Here is a 20,227-nt window from a genome sequence, read left to right on the forward strand (position 1 = left end):
ATTAAAAACCTAATTTTATGGAAAATTAAAATGATATTAACTATCCATAAAGCAAGAATTTGGAATTTTCGAGATTTGATGATGAGCCAATTGTTGGCTGAAAAAACGCTCTAAGATTTCAGACTTATCTTCTAGAGTGACGTGAGTATGCTGATATTTAAAATTATTCATTAAGCTTGAATCGTCACTTATATGGAAAGCATGATTCAATTTTTGAATAGGAAATTCTTGTTGCTCACTGGCTGGGCTAAAGATTTTTTTAGGATTGTCATCTACACCTTGAACAAGGTGCATCAATAATTCCACAGCGACTGTTGGTAGAGTACGGCAAGAATGATTAATAAAAAAATCAAAAGTAATCAGCCCTAGACGAATGCGATCGCCATCATGAAGTTTCCTAGCCTGAAAAACTTGTTCTCCATTTACAAATGAGCCATTGCTGCTTTTAAAATCAATTAAATAGAAGCCTCGATCGTGAATATATTGAATTGCTGCATGGCGTTCAGATAGATATTGGTCATCAATCGTGATACCACTACTACTATCTCGACCTATAGTCCAAATTTGCTGTGACTGGTGTAAACTTTGTGTTTGATTATCACAAAGATTAGTAACGATATAAACAACCGAATCATTCACTACGCCTTGTATATAAAGAGGTTGCATTGCTAGAAACGATTCTTGAGCAATGTTCTCGATCTGGATAATTTCATCTAAAAGACTGCTATGTTGTTCATATAACTTGAGGAATACCTGAAACAGATTTAATCGTCTTTCTAATTCTTTATCTTGTAACTCAACTCTCATAGATGAGCCTTTTGCTTTCCAGAAATGTAAATTACTGATTTCGGTCATTAATTTGAATTTTCAGCCTAATATCAGGAATAATGGTTAAATTATAGCAAAACCTGAATCTAGTCTATTTTATTCGACAAACACACAACTTTTCATCTGTTTTTATCTGATCTATGCCGATAAAACAGAATTTTGCTATTAATATGCTGCAGTTTTATTGCAGATATCTGCTAAAACGCTTAAGCAGCAAGAACTATCAAATTTTGCATCTCAATGTAAAAATTCCCTTCATCTAAGCATTCATAAATTTTAGTAAAAGTGTTGAGTACAAATATTGTAACTGTTTATTTTTTATTGTAAATTATTTTTCTTTATTTGTCATATATAGGAATAAAATTTGCTTCATTAGCTGACTCATTCAGGTTATAAATTGTTAATAGACAGTAGAGAATCCAAAAAATAAGGAGGTGTGTTAAGCATTTTCAAAAAATCAATGCTAATCCACTCTCAGACATATATATATGTTGTTATAAAAATCCTAAATAACAAAATTACGCTATTGACATAATGCGTTAAAATGCATATATAACGCAATACATGAACGCTTTATTATATTACTTTCAACTAGAATACCTACGTAATCCCAAAATAAATTGGAAAATATAGAGTAATTATTGCTATTAGTTTTATTTCTAATTATTGAACTATATAGGCATAGAGATATTTAATTTTAGAAATACTTTTTGTATGATGCTTGATGGCTGTGGCATCACATAGCAATCTCAGCATTTACCGCTATATTCTCAGGAGTAATACCAATTTTTATCATGAATTCCGCAAGAATTGCGGCTTGAGATGTTGAAGCTATTGCTATATTTTAGCTAATTAGTATGGCACACCTTAAATATACTTAAATTTTCTCACTTATCGACAGAGATATAGCTTGCGATTACATTTATGAAAGTTAAATTACATTTGCAATTTAAGCTGTAAGTCAGTTAATCAATCATTATTCCTGCTATATATCTGCATATTTGTAGTGCTACAGATAATTCAAAATAAGTAAATTTACTAATACTAGTATTCCCACTAGACTACTAGATGGTTAGCTACTAACACCTAAAAATTTTCAACTTTATATATAGCAATAATTCCGAGAAGTGTTTTTAAGTAGTTAACAATCAAAAACACTTGCCATAGTTAACATTACAGCAAACCTCTTTTCCCATTGGGACGTACAGTCATCCAGTTCGTCTTGGCTAGTATCAACTGCTCATCAGTAATTTTGGCACCAGTGAGAATAGCTCCACAAAGGTTAGCGCCTCTAAGATTAGCATTACTGAGATAAGCATGGCTGAGATCGGCACCTCGCAGATCTGCTCCTTCTAAATCAGCATTACTAAAGTAAGCTTTAGTCAAGTTAGCATCCCTAAGATTAGCATCAGTCAGACTAGCTCTACCAAAGTCGCTATTGTTGAGGTTAGCGCCTTGAAGATTAGTTTTCTGCAATTGAGCCGAATTAAAATTTGTCCCCGATAAATCAGCGCCTTGCAGGTTGAGCATACTTAAATTGTGGAGAGCAAAATCCCGCCTTCCCTTCAGATAGGCGGTGAGTAAATTCTGGGTAGTTAACTTACGTACCCCATTGGGATTGTGGTTTTGCGAACCATAACTGTTGTGGCTTTCAAAGTTGGTTGACTTAGCCATCATCGCTTTTGGACGCATTACCCCAGCATTGGCTGCATTTTCAGCTGTTTTAGCGCGTCTAGCTCGGATGGCTGCGGCTACCTGTGCTACTCCTGCACTACTAGCACTACCAGGTGGAGTACTACATAAAATAGCAGAATTTGCTATTTGGTTATGTACATGCTCTTTTGCTCCTACATCAGATTTAGCCAGCATTCCTTTCGCTAAACTTTCAATGTAGGGTTCCATTTGCAACCCTCTGAGGACTTCTTGCGCTGTTTTGTAGCGGTTGCGTACTGATACCTCTAACATTTTCCGCAAAACGCTTGTTAAATGGTCACTTACCTGTACAATTGACTCCCAGATCATTTCGCCAGTAGTGGGATTGTATTCTAAATCTTTAGGAGTTTTACCGCTCAGTAGATAAATACAAGTGACTCCCAATGCGTAGATATCACTGGCGTAGACAGGACGCATTGCCATTTGCTCTGGTGGCGCAAAACCAGGAGTACCAATTGCATAAGCAGTTAAGGCTGTTTGTTCTGATTGACCGCTTACGCCTTGGGTGACTTGGTTTTTAACTGCACCAAAGTCGATCAGTACCATTCGAGCATCTTCGGTGCGGCGAATCAAATTTGCTGGTTTGATATCACGGTGAATTACCTTTTGCTCATGAATATATTGCAGCAATGGCAAAATTTCACTTAAGAACTGCTTGACTCCAGCTTCGCTAAAATTGCCGTTACGCTGAACTTCTTGTTGTAAAGTAGCGCCGCTAATGTATTCCTGAACTAAGTAAAATTGCTGATTATCTTCAAAATAGTCTAATAGCCTTGGTAACTGAGGATGATTGCCAATCTTACCTAAGGTTTTGGCTTCTCGCTCAAACAGTTCTCGCGCCATCTGCAAAACATGTGGTGCAGTGGCTGTGGGACGCAGCTGCTTGATTACACAACTCGGTTCTCCTGGTAAGCCTTCATCGTAGGCTAAGAAAGTTGCGCCAAAGCCACCTTGACCTAATGGTTTAAGTACTCGATAGCGATCGCATAAAAGTAACTTTGAGCCACAAGACTGACACCTTTGGCTATAGGCCAGATTTTCTGGATGGGGACAGGTAGGATTTAAGCAGTAGCTCATGCATTCTCAACTCGCTGCACGAATAATAATAAATAGCGTTACACTCTGACCCCATTATGGTGATGGAAATTTCACTTATGCCAGGTAATTTTCGCGGGAAATGCCTTGAAGACTTCCTAAAGTTTAGGGAAAGCAGACTGCATCCCATCGTAAATACACTGTCATGGATTTTACGGAAAGTTAAATGCAGTGGATGAGCTATCTTTTTAGCTAATTTACCAATCTAAAAATCTGCTTTTTGTTTAACTTGCTATAAAATTCAAGATTTTTCAGCAATTAGAAAAGATTCCTATACCATACCTTGCAGCTGATTGATTTGCATTTGCATTTTTTCGCGTAATGTTTGCGCTTGTTGATAAACTATTGCTCGCTCTTTGTTTTCACCATCAATAACATTTTGCTCGACAGGTTGAATAAAATAACGCAGACGAGTTTTTACTGCCCAAACACCCATTGAAGGAAATAGTAGCAATAGCAGCATTAAAGGTGATAAAGGCAAAAATGGTAATTTGAATAGGCTTTGTAATTTTTTGAGATTCCTTGTCCAAGGATGCAAAGATTCATTGCCAATGCAAATAACTGGGACAATGGGAACTTGATAGCGATCGCTCAACTGCATAAAACTCACATCAAATTTTTCCAGTTGATAACGTCTATGCCAACCCTTCTGCGGCCCGCGTAAACCTTCAGGTGCGTATAAAATGATTTTACGCTGCTGTATAGCCCCTTCAAAATCATTTAACTTGGCACGTACACCACCTAACACTCTTGACCATCCAGGCGGTAACCACCAAATTACCCAAGGATGTTCAAATAATGATAGTCCTGCTAAAGGTTGTACTGTCCATCCTTTTTCCTGACTTAATAAATAAGCCAAAGTGATAAAGTCCCAAGGAAAAGACATACCTGCATGATTCATTGCCACAATTAACGGCTCTGTTGATGGCAAATTTTCTAATTGTTGCAATTCGCCTTGAAAGTAATATTTAACAATAGGAGCCAGGATTTCGTCACGAAAAGCTTGTTGATATTTTGGTTCAAATTCACCAATTTCTTTACGTGGTGCTCGAAAACCAAGACGCAGCCAACGACTCAGCATTGCTAAATAAAATCCACCAGGCAATAAAAATAATAAATATTCCCACCAATTCCAACCATCTGGATCGGTATGGTAGTGTTGCCAGTGGCGATTAAATAAAATTAACCAACCAGGGGGATACCATAAACAAAACCAGTCAAACCAGCTAAATTTATAGCTCTCTAATGATGGTGTTTCTATATCAATATTGAGGATGCTTTCACAGTCTTGATTGCTCACAACTGTTGTGTAAATTCTCTAATAATTGGTTAACATATAGCAATCCGTTTAGGAGTCGTGAAATAAAGGAGTTGAGGTAGAAAACAGGGAATCGGAAATGGGGATCAGGAAAGAAAGATTTACAAATGTACTTTGTTCTTTCACGAATAATTTAGGACTTGCTATACATTATTTTAGCTTTTAATATTTTTGATTCGCATCCTACCACAGGCGGAAAATATCGTAAACTGATAATTGATTTTTTAGCTGAAACTTTGTTAAGTGACTGGACGTACCACACGAATTAGTTTTCCTTGCAAAGATTCTTCTGCTATCACAGCCTTATGTATCCGTGTGGCAAACTGCTCCCAATGACGATTGTTGGTACAAACAATAATGCCGAAGTGTTGATCATCACGACGATGCAACCGGATGAAATCATCTCTATTTATAGTTAATATCGAGCGTTCTTGACTTATGGCAAATGCCAAAACTTCCTCATCAGGTATACCTTGATCTGCATTTCCTGCTTCTTGAACTGTCAAAACATCATGCCCTAAACTACGTAATAATTCGACAACTGGAAACGGAAATTGCTCATCTGCGTAAAACCGTGCCATCGACTAGGCTACCTCATTACGCTCAATAGCCAAGTCAATTTCATCGGAGTGAGTTTCTGCATACGCCCAAGCATTAGCTAAATCTGTAGCTGTAATAGTTGGATAGCTACTCAAAAGGTCAGCATCACTATATCCAAGATGACGAGCTTCTACAAGTACCCAGACGGGAATACGAGTTTTCGCAATGCGTGCTTCTCCACCACAGACTCTAGGAGTTTTCTCAATTCCTAGCCAATTACTTCCAAGACTTTGAGCAAGTAACTGTATAGCCTGCACTTTTTCACCAGCACTGAGGGCAAGAAGTTGTTGTTCTAACTCTTTGAGTTTCACGAATGTCAATCCTCTGATGTTTGATCAAGCTACATTTATAATTTTATTCCACCCATAGCGATGAGAGAGACAAACCCAAACACCAATCAGATTCAATCAACGGTAATCTTAGAATACATATTCTGAAGCTAGATTTCGCGGTGACTACTACACGCACTCAGGCTCAGGCTAGGAAATGAGAGGGGAATTTTCACGTCTAATCCACTCATCCACTAATCTAAAATTCAAAATTGATATGGCTCCTTTACCAGACTACCGTCCTAAACAATTGTCCGTAGGCCCTTTAGAAGCAGAAATTTTGCAGATCATCTGGGAACTGGGTTCAGCTACAGTGAAGGATGTACACGATCGCATTCTCTCTGACCCGAACCGGGAGTTAGCTTATACCTCTGTCACCACCGTTCTCCGCCGCCTAACTGATAAAGGTTGGCTAGCCTGCGACAAAAAAGGACGGGCATTTTATTGGCGACCATTGCTGACAAAGCAACAAGCTGAGATGATTAAAGCCCATGAACAATTACAGCGATTTTTGGCAGTGGGTAATCCCGATGTTATTGCTGCTTTTGCCGATAGTCTTGATGAAGCCAGCAGCAATCAAATAGAAGCGATCGCAAAACGCATTCAAGCCGCACGTCAAGCCAGGGAGGGGAAATGATACATTTAATCATGATTTTGACTGCTTTGGCAGTTGCTTGGTGGTTAAGATGCTCATGGAATCAACCCCAAGATAATTGGAGTTTGCGGTGGCGGCGATCGCTATTTTTATTCCTCTTCCCGCCTTTGCTACTATTTATGACTGCGATCGCTGTGCTATGCATGGGGCCTCAAGGCAAAATGGGGGGAATGTATACAGGTTGGGGCAGTTATATCTTAGCGTTTAGCTATCTTGCAATTTTTAGTGTTTTATGCATTAAACACGCCTACCAAGGATGGCAGTCTGTAAAATCTGCCCGTAATTATCCTTTAGTACCTTTGGGTGACAGAAACCTCCGACTGCTCAACACAGAGGCACTCTTCGCAGGTCAAATTGGTTTTTGGCACCCCGAATTAGTTATCAGTGAAGGATTACTGCAAACGCTATCACCAGAGCATTTAGAAACAGTATTGGCACATGAGCAAGGGCATTACCATTACCGAGACACCTTCTGGTTTTTCTGGTTGGGTTGGGTACGTTCCTGCACCGCTTGGTTGCCTAATACAGAAGCATTGTGGGAAGAACTGCTAGTTTTGCGTGAACTCCGGGCTGATGGTTACGCCGCATCCCAAGTTGACCCCTTGCTGCTAGCAGAATCACTGTTGTTAGTAGTCAGTAGTACTCCAGTATTATCAGAAGTATGCTGTGCGGCTTTAGGTTCACCAGGAACAGGCGATCGCTTAGAACAAAGAATCGAAGCACTATTAGCACCACCGGAGCCAATCCCAACAGCGCAATTGTGGATCTGCCCTAGCTTACTCCTAGCATTTCTACCATTAGTTACTGTAATATTTCATACTTAATGCAGTTAATGGGTCAAGAGTACCCGAAAACGATATTCGGGTACTGAAAATACAAAGGCGCGGAGAATGATATAACTAACACAGCCGACAAACTCGCTAAATACCAGCAACTTAAAAAACCTCAGTAAAATTTTAGCGACTTCCAGAAATTAAATTACCCAATTTTGAGAGCGAAGATCATTATCATAGTTTTCCTCTCTGTTTCTCTGCTTACACAGCTATAAAATATTTGTTGATTTGGAAGCCCTTATTCATCTTCCTAGTCCCCAACCCCCAATCCCTAATCCCTAATCCCTAATCCCTAATCCCTAATCCCCAATCTCCAATCCTGATACCAAAACTACGAAATCTCAAACCATGCCACTATAGATAAAAGAGCGTCAAATTGAGTAAGCAAGAGGAAGACTAAAGAACGCTGTGCAGATCACATTTTTAGGGACAAGTTCTGGTGTACCCACAAGAGCGCGTAATGTTTCTAGTGTTGCCCTCAGATTACCCCAAAGGGCAGAACTGTGGTTATTCGATTGTGGTGAAGGTACTCAGCATCAGCTTTTGCGGAGTGAACTGAAAATTAGCCAACTATCCCGAATTTTTATTACCCATATGCACGGCGACCACATCTTTGGTTTGATGGGACTGCTTGCTAGTTGTGGTTTGGCTGGAAACGTGCAACGAGTTGATCTCTATGGCCCGCCAGGGTTAAATGAATATATCCAAGCATCCTTACGTTACTCTTACACGCACTTTTCCTACCCTGTCAAAGTTCACGCCATCCGTCCAGGGGTAATTTATGAAGATGATGAGTTCACAGTTACCTGTGGCCCTTTGCATCATCGCATTACAAGTTTTGGCTACCGAGTTGCAGAAAAAGACCGCGCCGGACGCTTTGATGTTGATAAAGCCAAGGAATTACAAATACCGCCAGGACGAGTTTATGGTCAACTCAAGCGCGGTGAAGTAGTAACTCTCAACGATGGGCGAGTAATAGATGGTAAAGACCTGTGCGGCCCTACCGAAATTGGACGCAAAATTGCTTATTGTACAGACACAGTTTTTTGTGAAGGTGCAGTGGAATTAGCGCAGGATGCAGATGTGTTAATTCACGAAGCAACTTTTGCTCATCAAGATGCAGACATGGCTTTTCAAAGGTTGCATTCCACCACCACAATGGCAGCACAAACCGCTTTAGCTGCTCAAGCACATCGCCTGATCATGACTCATTTTAGCCCCCGTTATGCACCAGGTAATGTTATAGAGTTGAAAGATTTACTGAAAGAAGCTAGAGCAATTTTCCCCAATACAGATATGGCTCATGATTTCATGATTTATGACGTACCTAGACGACGGGAGTTAGAGTTAACCGAAGCCAGCGTATAAGTAAAAGTAGGGTGTGTTACGCCGCAGGCTAACGCACCATCAAGATTTCTGCACATTGTAACTAATAAGGGGAAAAAGGGGAATGGGAAAAGGGAAAGAAAAAACCTTTAACCTTTAACCTTTTCCCCAATTTTACTTTGCCTCGCATAACTGATTAATTAATCTCACCCAATCATTAAAATTATCATTTACTATTAAATTCTTATTTGTAGAATCCACTCCTTCAGCGCCTATAGTAGTAGCAATTACAGGTAACCCAGCCGCCAGCATTTCCAGTGTCTTCAGCTTAATTCCAGCACCCTCAAGTAAAGGTACAATACCAATTTTAGCTTGCTCAAAATATGGCGTAGGGTCTTCTACAAATCCAGTTACAATAATTTGCTTGCTTGCTAATGCTAAAACTTTTGCTGAAGGTTTAGCACCAACAATATAAAGTTTAAAATTTGTGTCTTTTTCTAGCAAATAGCCAAAACACTTATTTACAAAATTTAGAATAGCTTGTTCATTTTCCGGTCTATCCATTGCTGCCCAAAAAAGCAGACTTTTATGCTCAATTTTTGCATTATCACGCTTAATTTGGGAGAAAAATTTATTAATTTTTGGCTGATTAATAAGAATTTTTGTTTCATGAATAGCAAATAAAGAAGTTAAAATATCACGGTCTTTTTTAGATAAAACCCAGATTTCCTTAGCTGCGGAATATAGATTTTTTTCATATTGGAATAATTTTGCAGCTTCTATCCCTAAAATATAATTCTTTTCAGCCTTACGTAAAAATGATTGAAAAATTAAATCATGTACGCTAATGATAGTTTTTGTAGCTGGTGAATTAATAAATGGCTGCATATATTGCAGATAAACTGCTGCATGAGGATATTCAAAATGAACTACATCATAAGTGTAAGTTTGCAACAATTGCAGGAGTTGTTTTGCTACTATATTTCGCCATCGCGTAGAAAATTTTAAAGGGATATGCAAATGAGTTAAACAACTAATCACTTTATCCCATCGTTTTAAAGAATAAGCATAAAGATTATTACCAACAAGCGAAGCTAAGTCAGTAGCAGCAGTAATTTCAGCTTGATTAGCAATAACTACAACATCCACAGTTGCGCCAGCATGAATATAGTCTTCTAAATGTCTCAAAGCTATTTTTTGCCCAGCTTGAGGATAGTAATTTGTAGGTGCATGGGCAGAAATAAATAAAATTCTAGTCATAAATTAACTACCATTGACCATATTCATCGGAAATAGGATTTTTAATAAATTTATTGAGTATTTTTTTGAGTTTTCTAGCTAACGGTGGTTTCAAAAAATATCGCGCCGGAATTGCAAAAATCTCATTAAAAATCCATGCTATATACGCTAGTAGACGTTGCTTGTTGAAAGTGCTATCTAAATTAACAGATGCTTTTTGACTAATTATCCAAGACTCTTTAATTAATTTCGCTCTATCCCAATGTTTAGTAGAAGAACTCATCCCATTCAGTGAATAAGCAGCCAAGGGAATATTGATAAAATGAAACTTGAGTTTGGCTAAATATAACCGTAAAATTAAATCATAATCTGCTGTAATTTTGTATTGCAAATCGTATAAACCTACTAAATCGTAGGCTGTCTTTTTAATAAAACAGCTAGGATGGTTTAAAGTAAACCTAATGGGTAATTTATCTAAACTGCCAGGCATAAAGGTAGCAATAAAATTACCAGAGAAATAATTATCTACAGGCGCATAAATTATATCAATATCTGGATTTTGCAAAAATTCTGATTCTACTAACTTAATAGCCTTGTCGTGATACCAATCATCAGAGTTAATAATGCCAATAATATCGCCTGTCGCTAGACTCACTCCCTTATTCATAGCATCATAAGGGCCATTATCAGATTCAGAAATAAATATATCTATAGAATCTGCATATTTTTGAATAAATTCGCAGGTTTTATCTGTAGAACCACCATCAATAATGATATATTCAATTGCTGAGTCATGTTTTTGAGAAATTACGCTTAAAATTGTTTTTTCGATAGTTTTTTCTGAATTAAAACTGGGCGTGATAATAGAAAATTTCAGCGACATTGTAATTTATCAATACTCAAGATTGTTGAATAAGATAATTTTATTAGATTTTTGAGTTTCTACTGACATCGCCAAGATACTGATAAATAGTAATGGTGCGACTCCCTGCAGTCCAGTATGTAGAAATAAGCAGAAGAATAGGTAAGAGAAAATAAATTTTAAATTTTCTTGAGTACAGTAGCCACTGATAACTTTTAACAAAACGAAGAAATAAAGTATTCCCAGGGGAATACCAGTATATGCAATTACTTCTAAAAATGAGTTATGGATAATCGCCCCTATCGGTCTAAATACAGATTCGTAGTTTTCTCCGTAGCCTTTTAAGGCTAAATTTAAATCGTTAACATAAGAATTAATTAAAAACCGATTCGCCTCAAATCTCACTAAATTAGATTTGTCATTAAAAGACAAGAGACGACTTGCACCTGTGTCATAAATAAAGCCAACTTCTACTTGGTTTAAAAAGAATTCTCCGACCAGTAAACCAAATAAATTAGCCAAGAGAAAAATCAGAGAAAAATGAATTTTACTAAATATCTTAAATAAAGGCTTTTCTAAAAGAGCTAGTAGGAAAAATATACACAATGTCAGAAAATAATTGCGGCTCAGGAACAATACTGTAGAAACTAAAGCTAAAATTATTCCTGGTTTAAATTTAATTTTGACACATAAATAGAAAAACAAGAGCATGAATAAGCCAGAAACATTCGGGTCGCCATTGCTTAAAGCAACTCTTTGGCTATTATCAAACTCTAAACGCCTATAGCTTAACATTTGGTAAATCATCGATGCTAGGGACACCCAAGATAAACCTACTAAATAGCTTCTTTTGATAGGAATATAAGGGCTACCACTAAAGCAAATTGCCGTGAGGCAGATAGGTAAACTATATCGAAATAGCTGATAGCTAGAAAAATTGAAGATAGTTACTACTAAAACCAAACAGACAACGATAATATCACCAATGAGTAACTTACTTTTGTAATAACCTAGTTGTAAAATTAAAATAATTGTGAGTATAGGTAAACAAAACCTAGCGTATGGCAGTTTTAGGTCATAGGGAATGAGATATAAGACTGCTATGCTGTAAAGAATCAAGCTGTAGAAAAAATAATTTGTTTCTCCTTTGGAGACGTTGGTGTTGATATTCAAGGTTTCCTCTTCAGTATTTGAGTTCAACATAGCGTTTCCTAATCTGCTGAGGTAGAAATTTATCTGTGTTTATCCTCCTATTCTTCACGAATTTAGAAATCGCTAATAGCAGTCAGCCCTAAATTCCTGACTCCGAATTTATGAGTATTTCTCTAAACAAATTAGAATAGCGTTGTGCTTGCAAATCTTGGGAAAATTCTTGTTCAACTTTTTCACGGGCGCGTTGTCTGAGTTTTTGTAAGCGATCGCCATCTGACAATACCCAAACAATACCACGTGCCAAGCTCTCTATTTCCAGGGGTTGAGCTAAGTAGCCATTTTGTTGGTGTTCTATCATATCGGACATCCCGCCGATGTTAAAAGCAATGCAAGGAGTACCACAACTGAGAGACTCCATCACTGTATTTGGTAAGTTATCTTGCACAGATGGGGCAATAAATACATCTGCGGCGGCATAAACTAGCGCCAAGGTAATATCATCGTTGAGATTGCCTAAATCATGGCATTTAAAGCCGATATTTTTCGCGTTATCGGGTGAAGAGGAACCAAAAATTACCAGTTCTATATTGTCTTGATATCCAGCTTGTACCAACTTTTCTAATGCTGACAACAACAAATTAAATCCTTTTCTGGGATGATTAGTTGCAGCTGCACCAAATAGCACTAATTGCTTATCTTGGGGTAGATTCAGCCATTCTCGTGCTATTTCTCGGTTTAACGGTTTATATCTTTGAATATCTAAACCATTGGGAATCACTTCTATACGAAAGTCCCGCAATAGAGAACTTTTCTTAGCACAATCAGCTAGCCACATACTTGGTGTGACAATTGTACAATTTTGCGGCTGCCAAGTTTTAGCTTTGCGTTGCCATACCCACCGCGATAAATCCTGCTGTTTCTGACTTTGCAGTTGTACGCAAGCACCACAAGAGTTGAGGTAGCGATCGCAATCCAAGCTATAATAACAGCCGCCTGTAAATACAGACATATCATGCAAAGTCCAAACTACAGGCTGAGTAAATCTCGCCACACTTTCAATTTGCAGATAACCACAAGCCCAATGGATATTAATAATATCAGGAGATAGAGATTTAAGCTTAGGCTGAATTAAGTCAGGAAACCATTGTGGAGAAAAGCTTTCATCATGATTACCTGCATAAAACTTTAGGGGTAAGTTATCTAAAGTCGGCCGCATTTGGTTAAGCAATTTTTCTAGCTTATTCTGATAACTCATCACTGTGCGATCGCTGCTAGTTTTGTACTGTACTAGCATTTGAGAATCTATATTGATTTGTCTTAGCCCCTGATGCAGACGATACGCCGCGCGCGCCGCACCGCCATTAATATCAAAAGTGCTAAGAATTAAAGATTTCATTGGTATTTTAAGGGAACATATATAGAGTATTCAAATCCTGTTGCAACTATTAGATTTTTTGAGAGCAGAAAATGTAACTGTCGAAGATACCATGCTTTTGGTCGAGATAATTAGAAAAATCTACTTTCGTGGTAAATCCCATATTTTCTAATAATTCATAAATATCAATACCAAAAGTTCTATATGCCAAAATCTTGCCGCGAATTCTGTCCCCGTGATACTCTGGCGGCAGTAAATGAATATCTTCTTTACCAGAAGTATCGACTCTCACGATAGTTGCACAATCAAAGTTACAGGGGACGGTAAAAATATGGTAGCCACCTACTTTTAAAATTCGGTGTACTTCCCGCAAACCTCGTTCATGATTTCTGACATGTTCAAAGACATCTTCAGTAATCACAACATCAAAACTTTCATTATCAAAAGTTAAATTTTCTAAATCTTGACAAAATACCCCTGGACGGATTTCGGTTCCCGGTTTAACTTCGGGAGAGAACGTAGAACAAATATATGAATTTTGATGATTTAATATTTGATAAAATGCATCATCAACATCAGTGTTATATATAGTTAATGACTGGTTTTTAGCAACATCAGTTATTGTCGAGTTTGTTGGCAGCACTTCATTAATCAATATTTTAGCAACGTGCCTTTTCCGTGAGGAACTACGGCAGAAAGGGCAGTACATATTATTACGAACACTGAAAACATCAATACAGAGAAAAACTGTGGGACTACCACATATATTACATTTCCCAAATCTGTGGTTGCCTAAGTTTTGCATCACTTTTGCAACTGCATTGATAAATTTCATGTTGCTACCCCTAGTTATTGGGCTACGGCAGAAAGCATATTTTACACTATTCGCCTAATGACAATTTTCACGTTGAGGGCATACCCAACTTTAGATGCTTCTCCATTTATTGAGAATGTTAGCACAGAGACTGTTCAGCAAATTCCTCATCTTTTAATTAATAGATAAACTACACTGCCTAATAATTATTAAGTAAAAAATTTTACTTAGCAACTATCTTAATTTAGTAATAGACCAACTTATTTATACAGCTAAACTCAGTAAATTACGTTGTTAACTGGCATGATTTCGGGAGTAATGATATTGACATCTCTAATAGCAACCCAACATTTTGCTACAACAGTATTTGTGTAAAATAAAGTACACAAAATCTTACATTTTCAGAAAATTTGCGATTTTTCTCTCGTACAATTACGGCTGAAATAGTATAAAATCGTCATGCTACCTAATTTGATAAATACTAAATTAGTGAGAAAACGATCAAAATTACCAGGAATAGTTTACTGTAGAAATACTATAATTCTTGTGTCAATATTCCCAGTTGGTTGAAATTATACTCTCCATGAGTAAAATTATATGTATGTTGCATAACTGCTTGACAAAATTGAATACATATAATTTTTTACAATTTTTCAATTAACTATATAGCCAGATAGCGATATAAAAGAAACCAAATCTAGTTTTGCAATTAGATGCTAATTTATCTGCAAAAACTTTTCCAATTTAGCTTTAGGAGGGATGAAACAAAATAACCAATTATGGACATGAATTGTTAATTTATTCAGTGTTGATGGCGAGGTAATCGTCTTCACACACATAAAGGTGTTTATGGGAGTGTGTAGCTCATGACAGTTATCAACGAGCTTTCTTTTATCATTGTTTCTTGGAACTCGTCTCAGACCTTACGAGGTTCAATAGAGTCATGCCTGTCCACTATTCAAAAGTATTATCCACATACAGGCAAAATAGTAGTTTATGACAATGCTTCTGTTGATAATTGTCCGCAAATCCTCGATGAATTCAGTAGAAAATATCCCAAAAATTTTATCGGCATCAAAGGTCAGCAAAACTTAGGTTTCGCAAAAGGTAATAATAAAGCCGTTGAAGCTTCCCCCAGCAAAATCTATGTCTTAGTGAATCCAGATGTGACATTTAAGCCAGAGGTAATTACCCAATTAGCTGGAACCTTAAACTCAGCCAAAGATATTGCGATCGTTTGTCCACAGCTAGTTTATTTAGACCGTTCTGTGCAACCATCAATTCGCAGATTTCCCACCTTTACCTATTTATTTCTCAAGCAGTTATTGGGTGAAACTCTGCAAAGTATCTTACATCCATTTGATTATTATTATTCCCAGATGCCTCGTCCACAAAAACCAGTTGAAATTAACTGGGCAATAGGAGCATTTATGATGGTATCTGGAGAGTATATTGCCAAGTATGGTTTATTCGATGAACGTTTTTTCTTATATTTTGAAGATGTGAGTTTATGTTTAGATGCTTGGCAAAACGGGTATCGAGTTTTATTCCAACCAAAAGCATCTGCACTACATCTGTATCAACGTTCTAGTACTAGTTCTTTCTTTAACTATCTGAGGGTTGTACATATAATTTCAGCCCTCAAATTTTTTGCCAAATACAACCATTATCAAAAAAGATGGAAATTGGTGATTTGGCTGTTAAATATCAATGCCAAAATCAAGAATTATTTCAGGTTACTCATTGCAGTATTGACCCAAAGGCTGCAAAAAAAAGATTTTATATGTTAGGTAACCTAAGGTCAACAGGGGTGATTGTTGAGTTGTCAGCAATAAATTCTCGTCCCTAGCCCCGCAACCAAGAATAATTTATGCATGAGCTACCTAATTTATTTCAGAGAATGCTCGTAAAAACAAAATTTTGGCAGGAACATTATCTGATTCTCCAGTTGTTTCAGCCTTTGCGGTTAACTGCTGCGATCGCAGTACTATTCACTTTAATAGGAGCAGTACTTGAGGCTACTGGAATTGGTTTAGTAGCAGTTTTATTGCAAGGTTTAACTAATGCTAACCAGCCACCTTTACAAACGGGAATTGGTTGGTTTGATATTTGGTTTTTGGGAACCCAGGCTAGTGCATCTGAGCGTATCTATCGGATATCTGGCTTAATTTTATTTAATGTTTGGTTGCGGGGTGGATTCAGCTACTTGGGGCGTTATTACGCAAAATTTTGCGAAGTAAATTTAATAGATAGTTTGCGAAAAAAAATCTTTGAACAGTTTCAAAGTCTGAGCTTAAGTTACTATACAGAAAAACGCTCCGGAGAACTTTTTCAGACATTTTCTACTGAAGTGGGTGAAATTAGCTATGCCTTTAATGAAGTAATTAATTTTGTGAGCAAAAGCTGCATAATTTTGGCATATACTCTTGCCATGTTTATGATTTCATGGCAACTAACCTTAGCTACAGTCTTGTTATTTAGTTTACTAGCCGCAGGCGCAGCCAATTTAATTAAGCGAGTGCGTGCAGCTAGCGTAGAAATGACTGCGGCTGGTAGTGAGTTAGCATCCACAGCAGTGGAATTTGTCAGTGGGGTGCGAACTGTGCAAGCATTTTGGACTCAAGATTTTGAACGCAAACGCTTTGATCAAGTGGCTGGAAAAGTTACGAAAGCCTGGATGAAAACAACCTCAATTAGTGCAATGGTACAACCATTAGTTGAGGCATTGGCGACCACAATTTTAATTGCCATGATTATAGTAGCAGTCACGACACTCGTAGCTAGTGGAAAGCTCCATGTCGTCTTGTTACTAGCTTTTTTATTTGCTCTGTTTCGACTGTTACCAATTATTGCTCACATGAACAGTTCCTGGGGCATAATTGCTACTTATTATGGGTCATTGCGGAGTGTCAACGAGCTGTTAAGAACTGATAACAAGACTTACCAGAAAGATGGAGAATTGGAGTTTGCTGGTTTAAAACAAGCGATCGCATTTAACTGCGTAGATTTTAGCTATGACGATCGCAAGTTAGTTTTAGAAGATATCACGCTGACCATCAAACGCAATCAGATGTTGGCATTGGTGGGGGCTTCTGGTTCTGGGAAAACCACCCTAGCCGACTTACTGATGCGCTTTTACGATCCCACCAGAGGCAAGATTTTCATAGATGGCATCGACTTGCGGCAATTTCGCCTACAATCACTGCGATCGCGCATGGCGGTAGTCAGCCAAGATACTTTTATTTTTAATACCACCGTCAAAAATAACATCGCCTATGGTTTAGAAGCGGTAGACGAGGCAGAAATTGAAGAAGTAGCCAGACAAGCCAATGCCCTAGAATTTATTTTAGATTTGCCCCAAGGCTTTCAAACTAAACTAGGCGATCGCGGAGTTCGCTTATCGGGGGGACAACGCCAACGAATTGCGATCGCCCGCGCCCTCCTACGCAACCCCGAAATTTTGATTCTTGATGAGGCTACCAGCGCCCTAGATTCTGTTTCGGAACGCTTAATCCAAGACTCTCTAGAAAAGTTAGCAGTAGGTAGAACAGTAATTGCGATCGCTCATCGATTATCTACTATTTTTCGAGCTGACAAAATAGTCGTCCTCGAACAAGGTCATATCATCGAACAAGGTGGATACCAAGAACTTTTGCAACAGCGGGGCAAATTCTGGCAATACCATCAAATGCAATATGAGTTAGGTGTGAAGGATTAGGTGCTAAAGACTAGGAATAGTATTTTCATTTAACAAACACCAAACCCCAAACACCAAATGCCAGTCAATTTATGAATACTGCTGTTACCTTAATTATCTTTAATAAACCAGATACTACCGCCCAAGTTTTTGAGGTAATTCGGCAGATTAAACCTCTCAAGCTATTAGTAATTGCGGATGGCCCTCGTCAGCACCATCCTGAAGATATAGAAAATTGTGCTGCTGCTAGAAAAATTATTGAGCGCATTGATTGGGATTGTGAATTACTTCAGAAAATATCTGATATTAATTTGGGATGTAAAGAATCTATCTCCACAGGTTTAGACTGGGTTTTTCAGCAAGTAGAAACAGCAATTATTCTGGAGGATGATTGTTTACCTCATCCGACATTCTTTCCATATTGTGAAGAATTATTAGATAAATATCGTCATGATCAACGCATTATGACGATTTCTGGAAACAATTTTCAGTTTGGTCGCCGACGCACTGAAAATAGCTATTACTTTTCTCGCTATCCACTAATTTGGGGTTGGGCAACTTGGCGACGTGCATGGCAAAAGTACGACCGAGAAATGAAGAATTGGGTAGAAGTTAGAGATAATAATTGGCTGCAAGATATACTCAATGATGCCACTGCAGTAAAATACTGGAATCGACTTTTTGAAAAGTGTTACAAAGGCAATATTGATTCCTGGGCTTTTCGTTGGACTCTCACTTCTTGGCTAGAAAATGCTTTAACTATTTTGCCAAATGTCAATTTAGTTTCTAATATTGGATTTAGTCGCACAGCATCTAATACAAGAGATATTTATAGTCCATTTGCTAATCATCCTAGGGAAGCAATAAAATTTCCGCTCAAGCATCCAGAATTTATGATTCGTGATGTACAGGCCGATCAATTTACACAGCAAACTCAGTTTCGGACTAGTTTAATATCGACGCTGAAAAGCAAAATTAAAAAAAAACTGCCAAATTTCCGTTAATCTATTCGTCACAATCCCTTGCCAAAGCTCATCAAATAATTGGCAATCTTTGATGACTAAATAAGATTCTATTTCAATACTGCTCGGTTAAGGATTTTCAACTGGGAGTTTGGTTTGGGGAAAAGGTGACTGGGTAAGGGTTAAAGGTTTTTTCTTGCCCCTTTTCCCCTTCCCCTTTTGCCCTTAACCGACAAGTATTGGATTCTATTTTATATTCTTTGTTGTTGCCTTTCTCAGTAATCTATCCAGATGAGGAGGTGAGTTATTTCACAAATCAAATAGCATTGCAATGACAACAGAATTATCAGCATAAGTGATTTATGAATACTGCTGTTGCATTAACCATCTTTAATCAACCAGAAATTACAGCACAAGTTTTTGAGGTAATTCGTCAGGTTAAACCGCCAATTTTATTAGTGATTGCTGATGCACCTCGTCCCCAATATCAGGATGATTTCCATAAATGTGCCGCTTGTAAAAAACTGATTGAGCAAGTTGATTGGGATTGTAGAGTACTCACAAATTACTCCGAAGAAAATTTAGGCCCTAAAATACGTATTGCTACTGGTCTTAATTGGGTTTTTCAACAAGTAGAAGCTGCAATTATTCTGGAACATGATTGTTTACCTCACCCCACATTCTTCAGATTTTGTGAGGAACTATTAGATAAGTATCGTCATGATCAACGCATTATGACTATTTCCGGTAATAATTTTCAGTTTGGTGAACAACGTACTGAAAATAGCTATTACTTTTCTCGCTATCCCTTAATTTGGGGTTGGGCTACTTGGCAACGTGCATGGCAAAAGTACGATTTAGAAATGCAGCACTGGGTAGAAGCCAGAGATAGCAACTTACTAGAAAATATACTTGATGATTCTACCGCAGTGAAATATTGGACGAGAATTTTTCAAAGTTATTACCAAGGCAATATAGATACTTGGGATTATCCTTGGACATTTACATCTTGGCTACAAAATGGGTTAACTATTCTGCCCAATGTCAATTTAGTTTCTAATATTGGCTTTAGTCCTGAAGCTGCTAACACAAAAGATATTTACAGCCCTTTTGCAAACTATCCCACACAAGCAATGGAATTTCCGCTCAAACATCCGCATTTTATAGTTCGTCATACAAAAGCTGACCAATTTACCCAGCGAACTCAGTTTCATACTAGTCTTTCATTTAGACTGAAAAACAAATTTAAAAACCTGTTTTATAGAAACTTTCATATATTCGCCAAAAATTAATAAGTAGCTCAATATCTAAAAACATAAAATAGACTATTTGCGATTACGTCGCTTCTCCCCTTGGGAGACGCTGCGCTAACACTGCATTCCTCCTTACCATAGAGGAAAGCGTTCCGCCTACATAATGACATTTTTAT

At 37.7% G+C, this 20,227-nt stretch carries 17 protein-coding genes; 7 read left to right on the top strand and 10 right to left on the bottom strand.

Going from position 1 to position 20,227, the window contains the following annotated elements; genetic code table 11:
• Positions 1–36 precede the first annotated feature (36 nt).
• From HGR01_RS01600 to HGR01_RS01620, 5 genes are all read right to left on the bottom strand, one after another.
• Positions 37–855: an FHA domain-containing protein gene (locus tag HGR01_RS01600; protein ID WP_045869992.1), complete on the bottom strand. Its 819-nt coding sequence runs from the start codon at positions 853–855 to the stop codon at positions 37–39.
• A gap of 1,146 nt (positions 856–2,001) precedes the next feature.
• A complete protein-coding gene (locus HGR01_RS01605) occupies positions 2,002–3,618 on the bottom strand; it encodes a serine/threonine-protein kinase (RefSeq protein ID WP_045869993.1) in 1,617 nt (538 codons plus the stop codon).
• 289 nt (positions 3,619–3,907) lie between these two features.
• Positions 3,908–4,936, bottom strand: a complete 1,029-nt coding sequence (locus HGR01_RS01610; RefSeq protein WP_045869994.1) for a 1-acyl-sn-glycerol-3-phosphate acyltransferase — start codon at positions 4,934–4,936, stop codon at positions 3,908–3,910.
• 257 nt (positions 4,937–5,193) lie between these two features.
• Positions 5,194–5,535, bottom strand: coding sequence for a DUF5615 family PIN-like protein (locus tag HGR01_RS01615; RefSeq protein WP_045869995.1), 342 nt, complete (start codon positions 5,533–5,535; stop codon positions 5,194–5,196).
• 3 nt (positions 5,536–5,538) lie between these two features.
• Positions 5,539–5,865, bottom strand: coding sequence for a DUF433 domain-containing protein (locus tag HGR01_RS01620; protein WP_045869996.1), 327 nt, complete (start codon positions 5,863–5,865; stop codon positions 5,539–5,541).
• A gap of 235 nt (positions 5,866–6,100) precedes the next feature.
• Between HGR01_RS01620 and HGR01_RS01625 the strand changes: the two genes are divergently transcribed.
• The 3 genes from HGR01_RS01625 (at position 6,101) to HGR01_RS01635 (ending at position 8,739) form a co-directional block, all read left to right on the top strand.
• Complete coding sequence (locus tag HGR01_RS01625; protein WP_045869997.1) at positions 6,101–6,520, top strand: BlaI/MecI/CopY family transcriptional regulator; 420 nt, start codon at positions 6,101–6,103, stop codon at positions 6,518–6,520.
• On the top strand, positions 6,520–7,362 hold the full coding sequence (locus HGR01_RS01630; RefSeq protein WP_045870133.1) for a M56 family metallopeptidase: 843 nt from the start codon (positions 6,520–6,522) through the stop codon (positions 7,360–7,362). The genes HGR01_RS01625 and HGR01_RS01630 overlap by 1 nt, the downstream gene beginning before the upstream one ends.
• Positions 7,363–7,779: 417 nt before the next feature.
• Positions 7,780–8,739 (top strand): ribonuclease Z, encoded by a 960-nt coding sequence (locus tag HGR01_RS01635; protein ID WP_045869998.1) that lies wholly within the window; start codon positions 7,780–7,782, stop codon positions 8,737–8,739.
• 132 nt (positions 8,740–8,871) lie between these two features.
• Here HGR01_RS01635 and HGR01_RS01640 read toward each other — a convergent pair whose 3' ends face one another.
• The 5 genes from HGR01_RS01640 to HGR01_RS01660 all read right to left on the bottom strand — a co-directional run bounded on the left by HGR01_RS01640 (position 8,872) and on the right by HGR01_RS01660 (position 14,160).
• Positions 8,872–9,957, bottom strand: a complete 1,086-nt coding sequence (locus tag HGR01_RS01640) for a glycosyltransferase (protein WP_045869999.1) — start codon at positions 9,955–9,957, stop codon at positions 8,872–8,874.
• Between the two features lie 7 nt (positions 9,958–9,964).
• The gene (locus tag HGR01_RS01645) at positions 9,965–10,819 is read right to left on the bottom strand and encodes a glycosyltransferase family 2 protein (RefSeq protein WP_096621977.1); all 855 of its coding nucleotides are present in this window, start codon (positions 10,817–10,819) and stop codon (positions 9,965–9,967) included.
• A gap of 9 nt (positions 10,820–10,828) precedes the next feature.
• Positions 10,829–12,001 carry a hypothetical protein gene (locus tag HGR01_RS01650; protein WP_045870000.1) on the bottom strand — a complete coding sequence of 391 codons (1,173 nt, stop codon included), beginning with the start codon at positions 11,999–12,001 and terminating at the stop codon, positions 10,829–10,831.
• A gap of 88 nt (positions 12,002–12,089) precedes the next feature.
• Complete coding sequence (locus tag HGR01_RS01655; protein ID WP_045870001.1) at positions 12,090–13,346, bottom strand: glycosyltransferase family 4 protein; 1,257 nt, start codon at positions 13,344–13,346, stop codon at positions 12,090–12,092.
• A gap of 49 nt (positions 13,347–13,395) precedes the next feature.
• Entirely contained in the window at positions 13,396–14,160 is a 765-nt protein-coding gene (locus HGR01_RS01660; RefSeq protein ID WP_045870002.1) for a class I SAM-dependent methyltransferase, read from the bottom strand.
• Between the two features lie 845 nt (positions 14,161–15,005).
• On the opposite strand from HGR01_RS01660, the gene HGR01_RS01665 reads away from it, so the two are divergent.
• From HGR01_RS01665 to HGR01_RS01680, 4 genes are all read left to right on the top strand, one after another.
• On the top strand, positions 15,006–15,929 hold the full coding sequence (locus HGR01_RS01665; protein WP_045870003.1) for a glycosyltransferase: 924 nt from the start codon (positions 15,006–15,008) through the stop codon (positions 15,927–15,929).
• A 110-nt stretch (positions 15,930–16,039) separates the two neighbouring features.
• The gene (gene hepA, locus HGR01_RS01670) at positions 16,040–17,857 is read left to right on the top strand and encodes a heterocyst formation ABC transporter subunit HepA (protein WP_264265105.1); all 1,818 of its coding nucleotides are present in this window, start codon (positions 16,040–16,042) and stop codon (positions 17,855–17,857) included.
• Between the two features lie 71 nt (positions 17,858–17,928).
• On the top strand, positions 17,929–18,840 hold the full coding sequence (locus HGR01_RS01675) for a hypothetical protein (protein WP_045870005.1): 912 nt from the start codon (positions 17,929–17,931) through the stop codon (positions 18,838–18,840).
• 320 nt (positions 18,841–19,160) lie between these two features.
• On the top strand, positions 19,161–20,090 hold the full coding sequence (locus tag HGR01_RS01680) for a hypothetical protein (RefSeq protein WP_045870006.1): 930 nt from the start codon (positions 19,161–19,163) through the stop codon (positions 20,088–20,090).
• The last annotated feature ends 137 nt before the right edge of the window (positions 20,091–20,227 follow it).

The organism is Tolypothrix sp. PCC 7712 (genome assembly GCF_025860405.1).
Lineage (GTDB): Bacteria > Cyanobacteriota > Cyanobacteriia > Cyanobacteriales > Nostocaceae > Aulosira > Aulosira diplosiphon.

Excerpts from the sequence above, each read along its gene's own strand:
- HGR01_RS01640 (WP_045869999.1), bottom strand. The coding sequence starts at position 9,957 with ATGACTAGAATTTTATTTATTTCTGCCCATGCACCTACAAATTACTAT.
- HGR01_RS01665 (WP_045870003.1), top strand. The coding sequence starts at position 15,006 with ATGACAGTTATCAACGAGCTTTCTTTTATCATTGTTTCTTGGAACTCG.
- HGR01_RS01600 (WP_045869992.1), bottom strand. The coding sequence starts at position 855 with ATGACCGAAATCAGTAATTTACATTTCTGGAAAGCAAAAGGCTCATCT.
- HGR01_RS01615 (WP_045869995.1), bottom strand. The coding sequence starts at position 5,535 with ATGGCACGGTTTTACGCAGATGAGCAATTTCCGTTTCCAGTTGTCGAA.
- HGR01_RS01660 (WP_045870002.1), bottom strand. The coding sequence starts at position 14,160 with ATGAAATTTATCAATGCAGTTGCAAAAGTGATGCAAAACTTAGGCAAC.
- HGR01_RS01605 (WP_045869993.1), bottom strand. The coding sequence starts at position 3,618 with ATGAGCTACTGCTTAAATCCTACCTGTCCCCATCCAGAAAATCTGGCC.
- HGR01_RS01645 (WP_096621977.1), bottom strand. The coding sequence starts at position 10,819 with ATGTCGCTGAAATTTTCTATTATCACGCCCAGTTTTAATTCAGAAAAA.
- HGR01_RS01680 (WP_045870006.1), top strand. The coding sequence starts at position 19,161 with ATGAATACTGCTGTTGCATTAACCATCTTTAATCAACCAGAAATTACA.
- HGR01_RS01675 (WP_045870005.1), top strand. The coding sequence starts at position 17,929 with ATGAATACTGCTGTTACCTTAATTATCTTTAATAAACCAGATACTACC.
- hepA (WP_264265105.1), top strand. The coding sequence starts at position 16,040 with ATGCTCGTAAAAACAAAATTTTGGCAGGAACATTATCTGATTCTCCAG.
- HGR01_RS01655 (WP_045870001.1), bottom strand. The coding sequence starts at position 13,346 with ATGAAATCTTTAATTCTTAGCACTTTTGATATTAATGGCGGTGCGGCG.
- HGR01_RS01625 (WP_045869997.1), top strand. The coding sequence starts at position 6,101 with ATGGCTCCTTTACCAGACTACCGTCCTAAACAATTGTCCGTAGGCCCT.
- HGR01_RS01650 (WP_045870000.1), bottom strand. The coding sequence starts at position 12,001 with ATGTTGAACTCAAATACTGAAGAGGAAACCTTGAATATCAACACCAAC.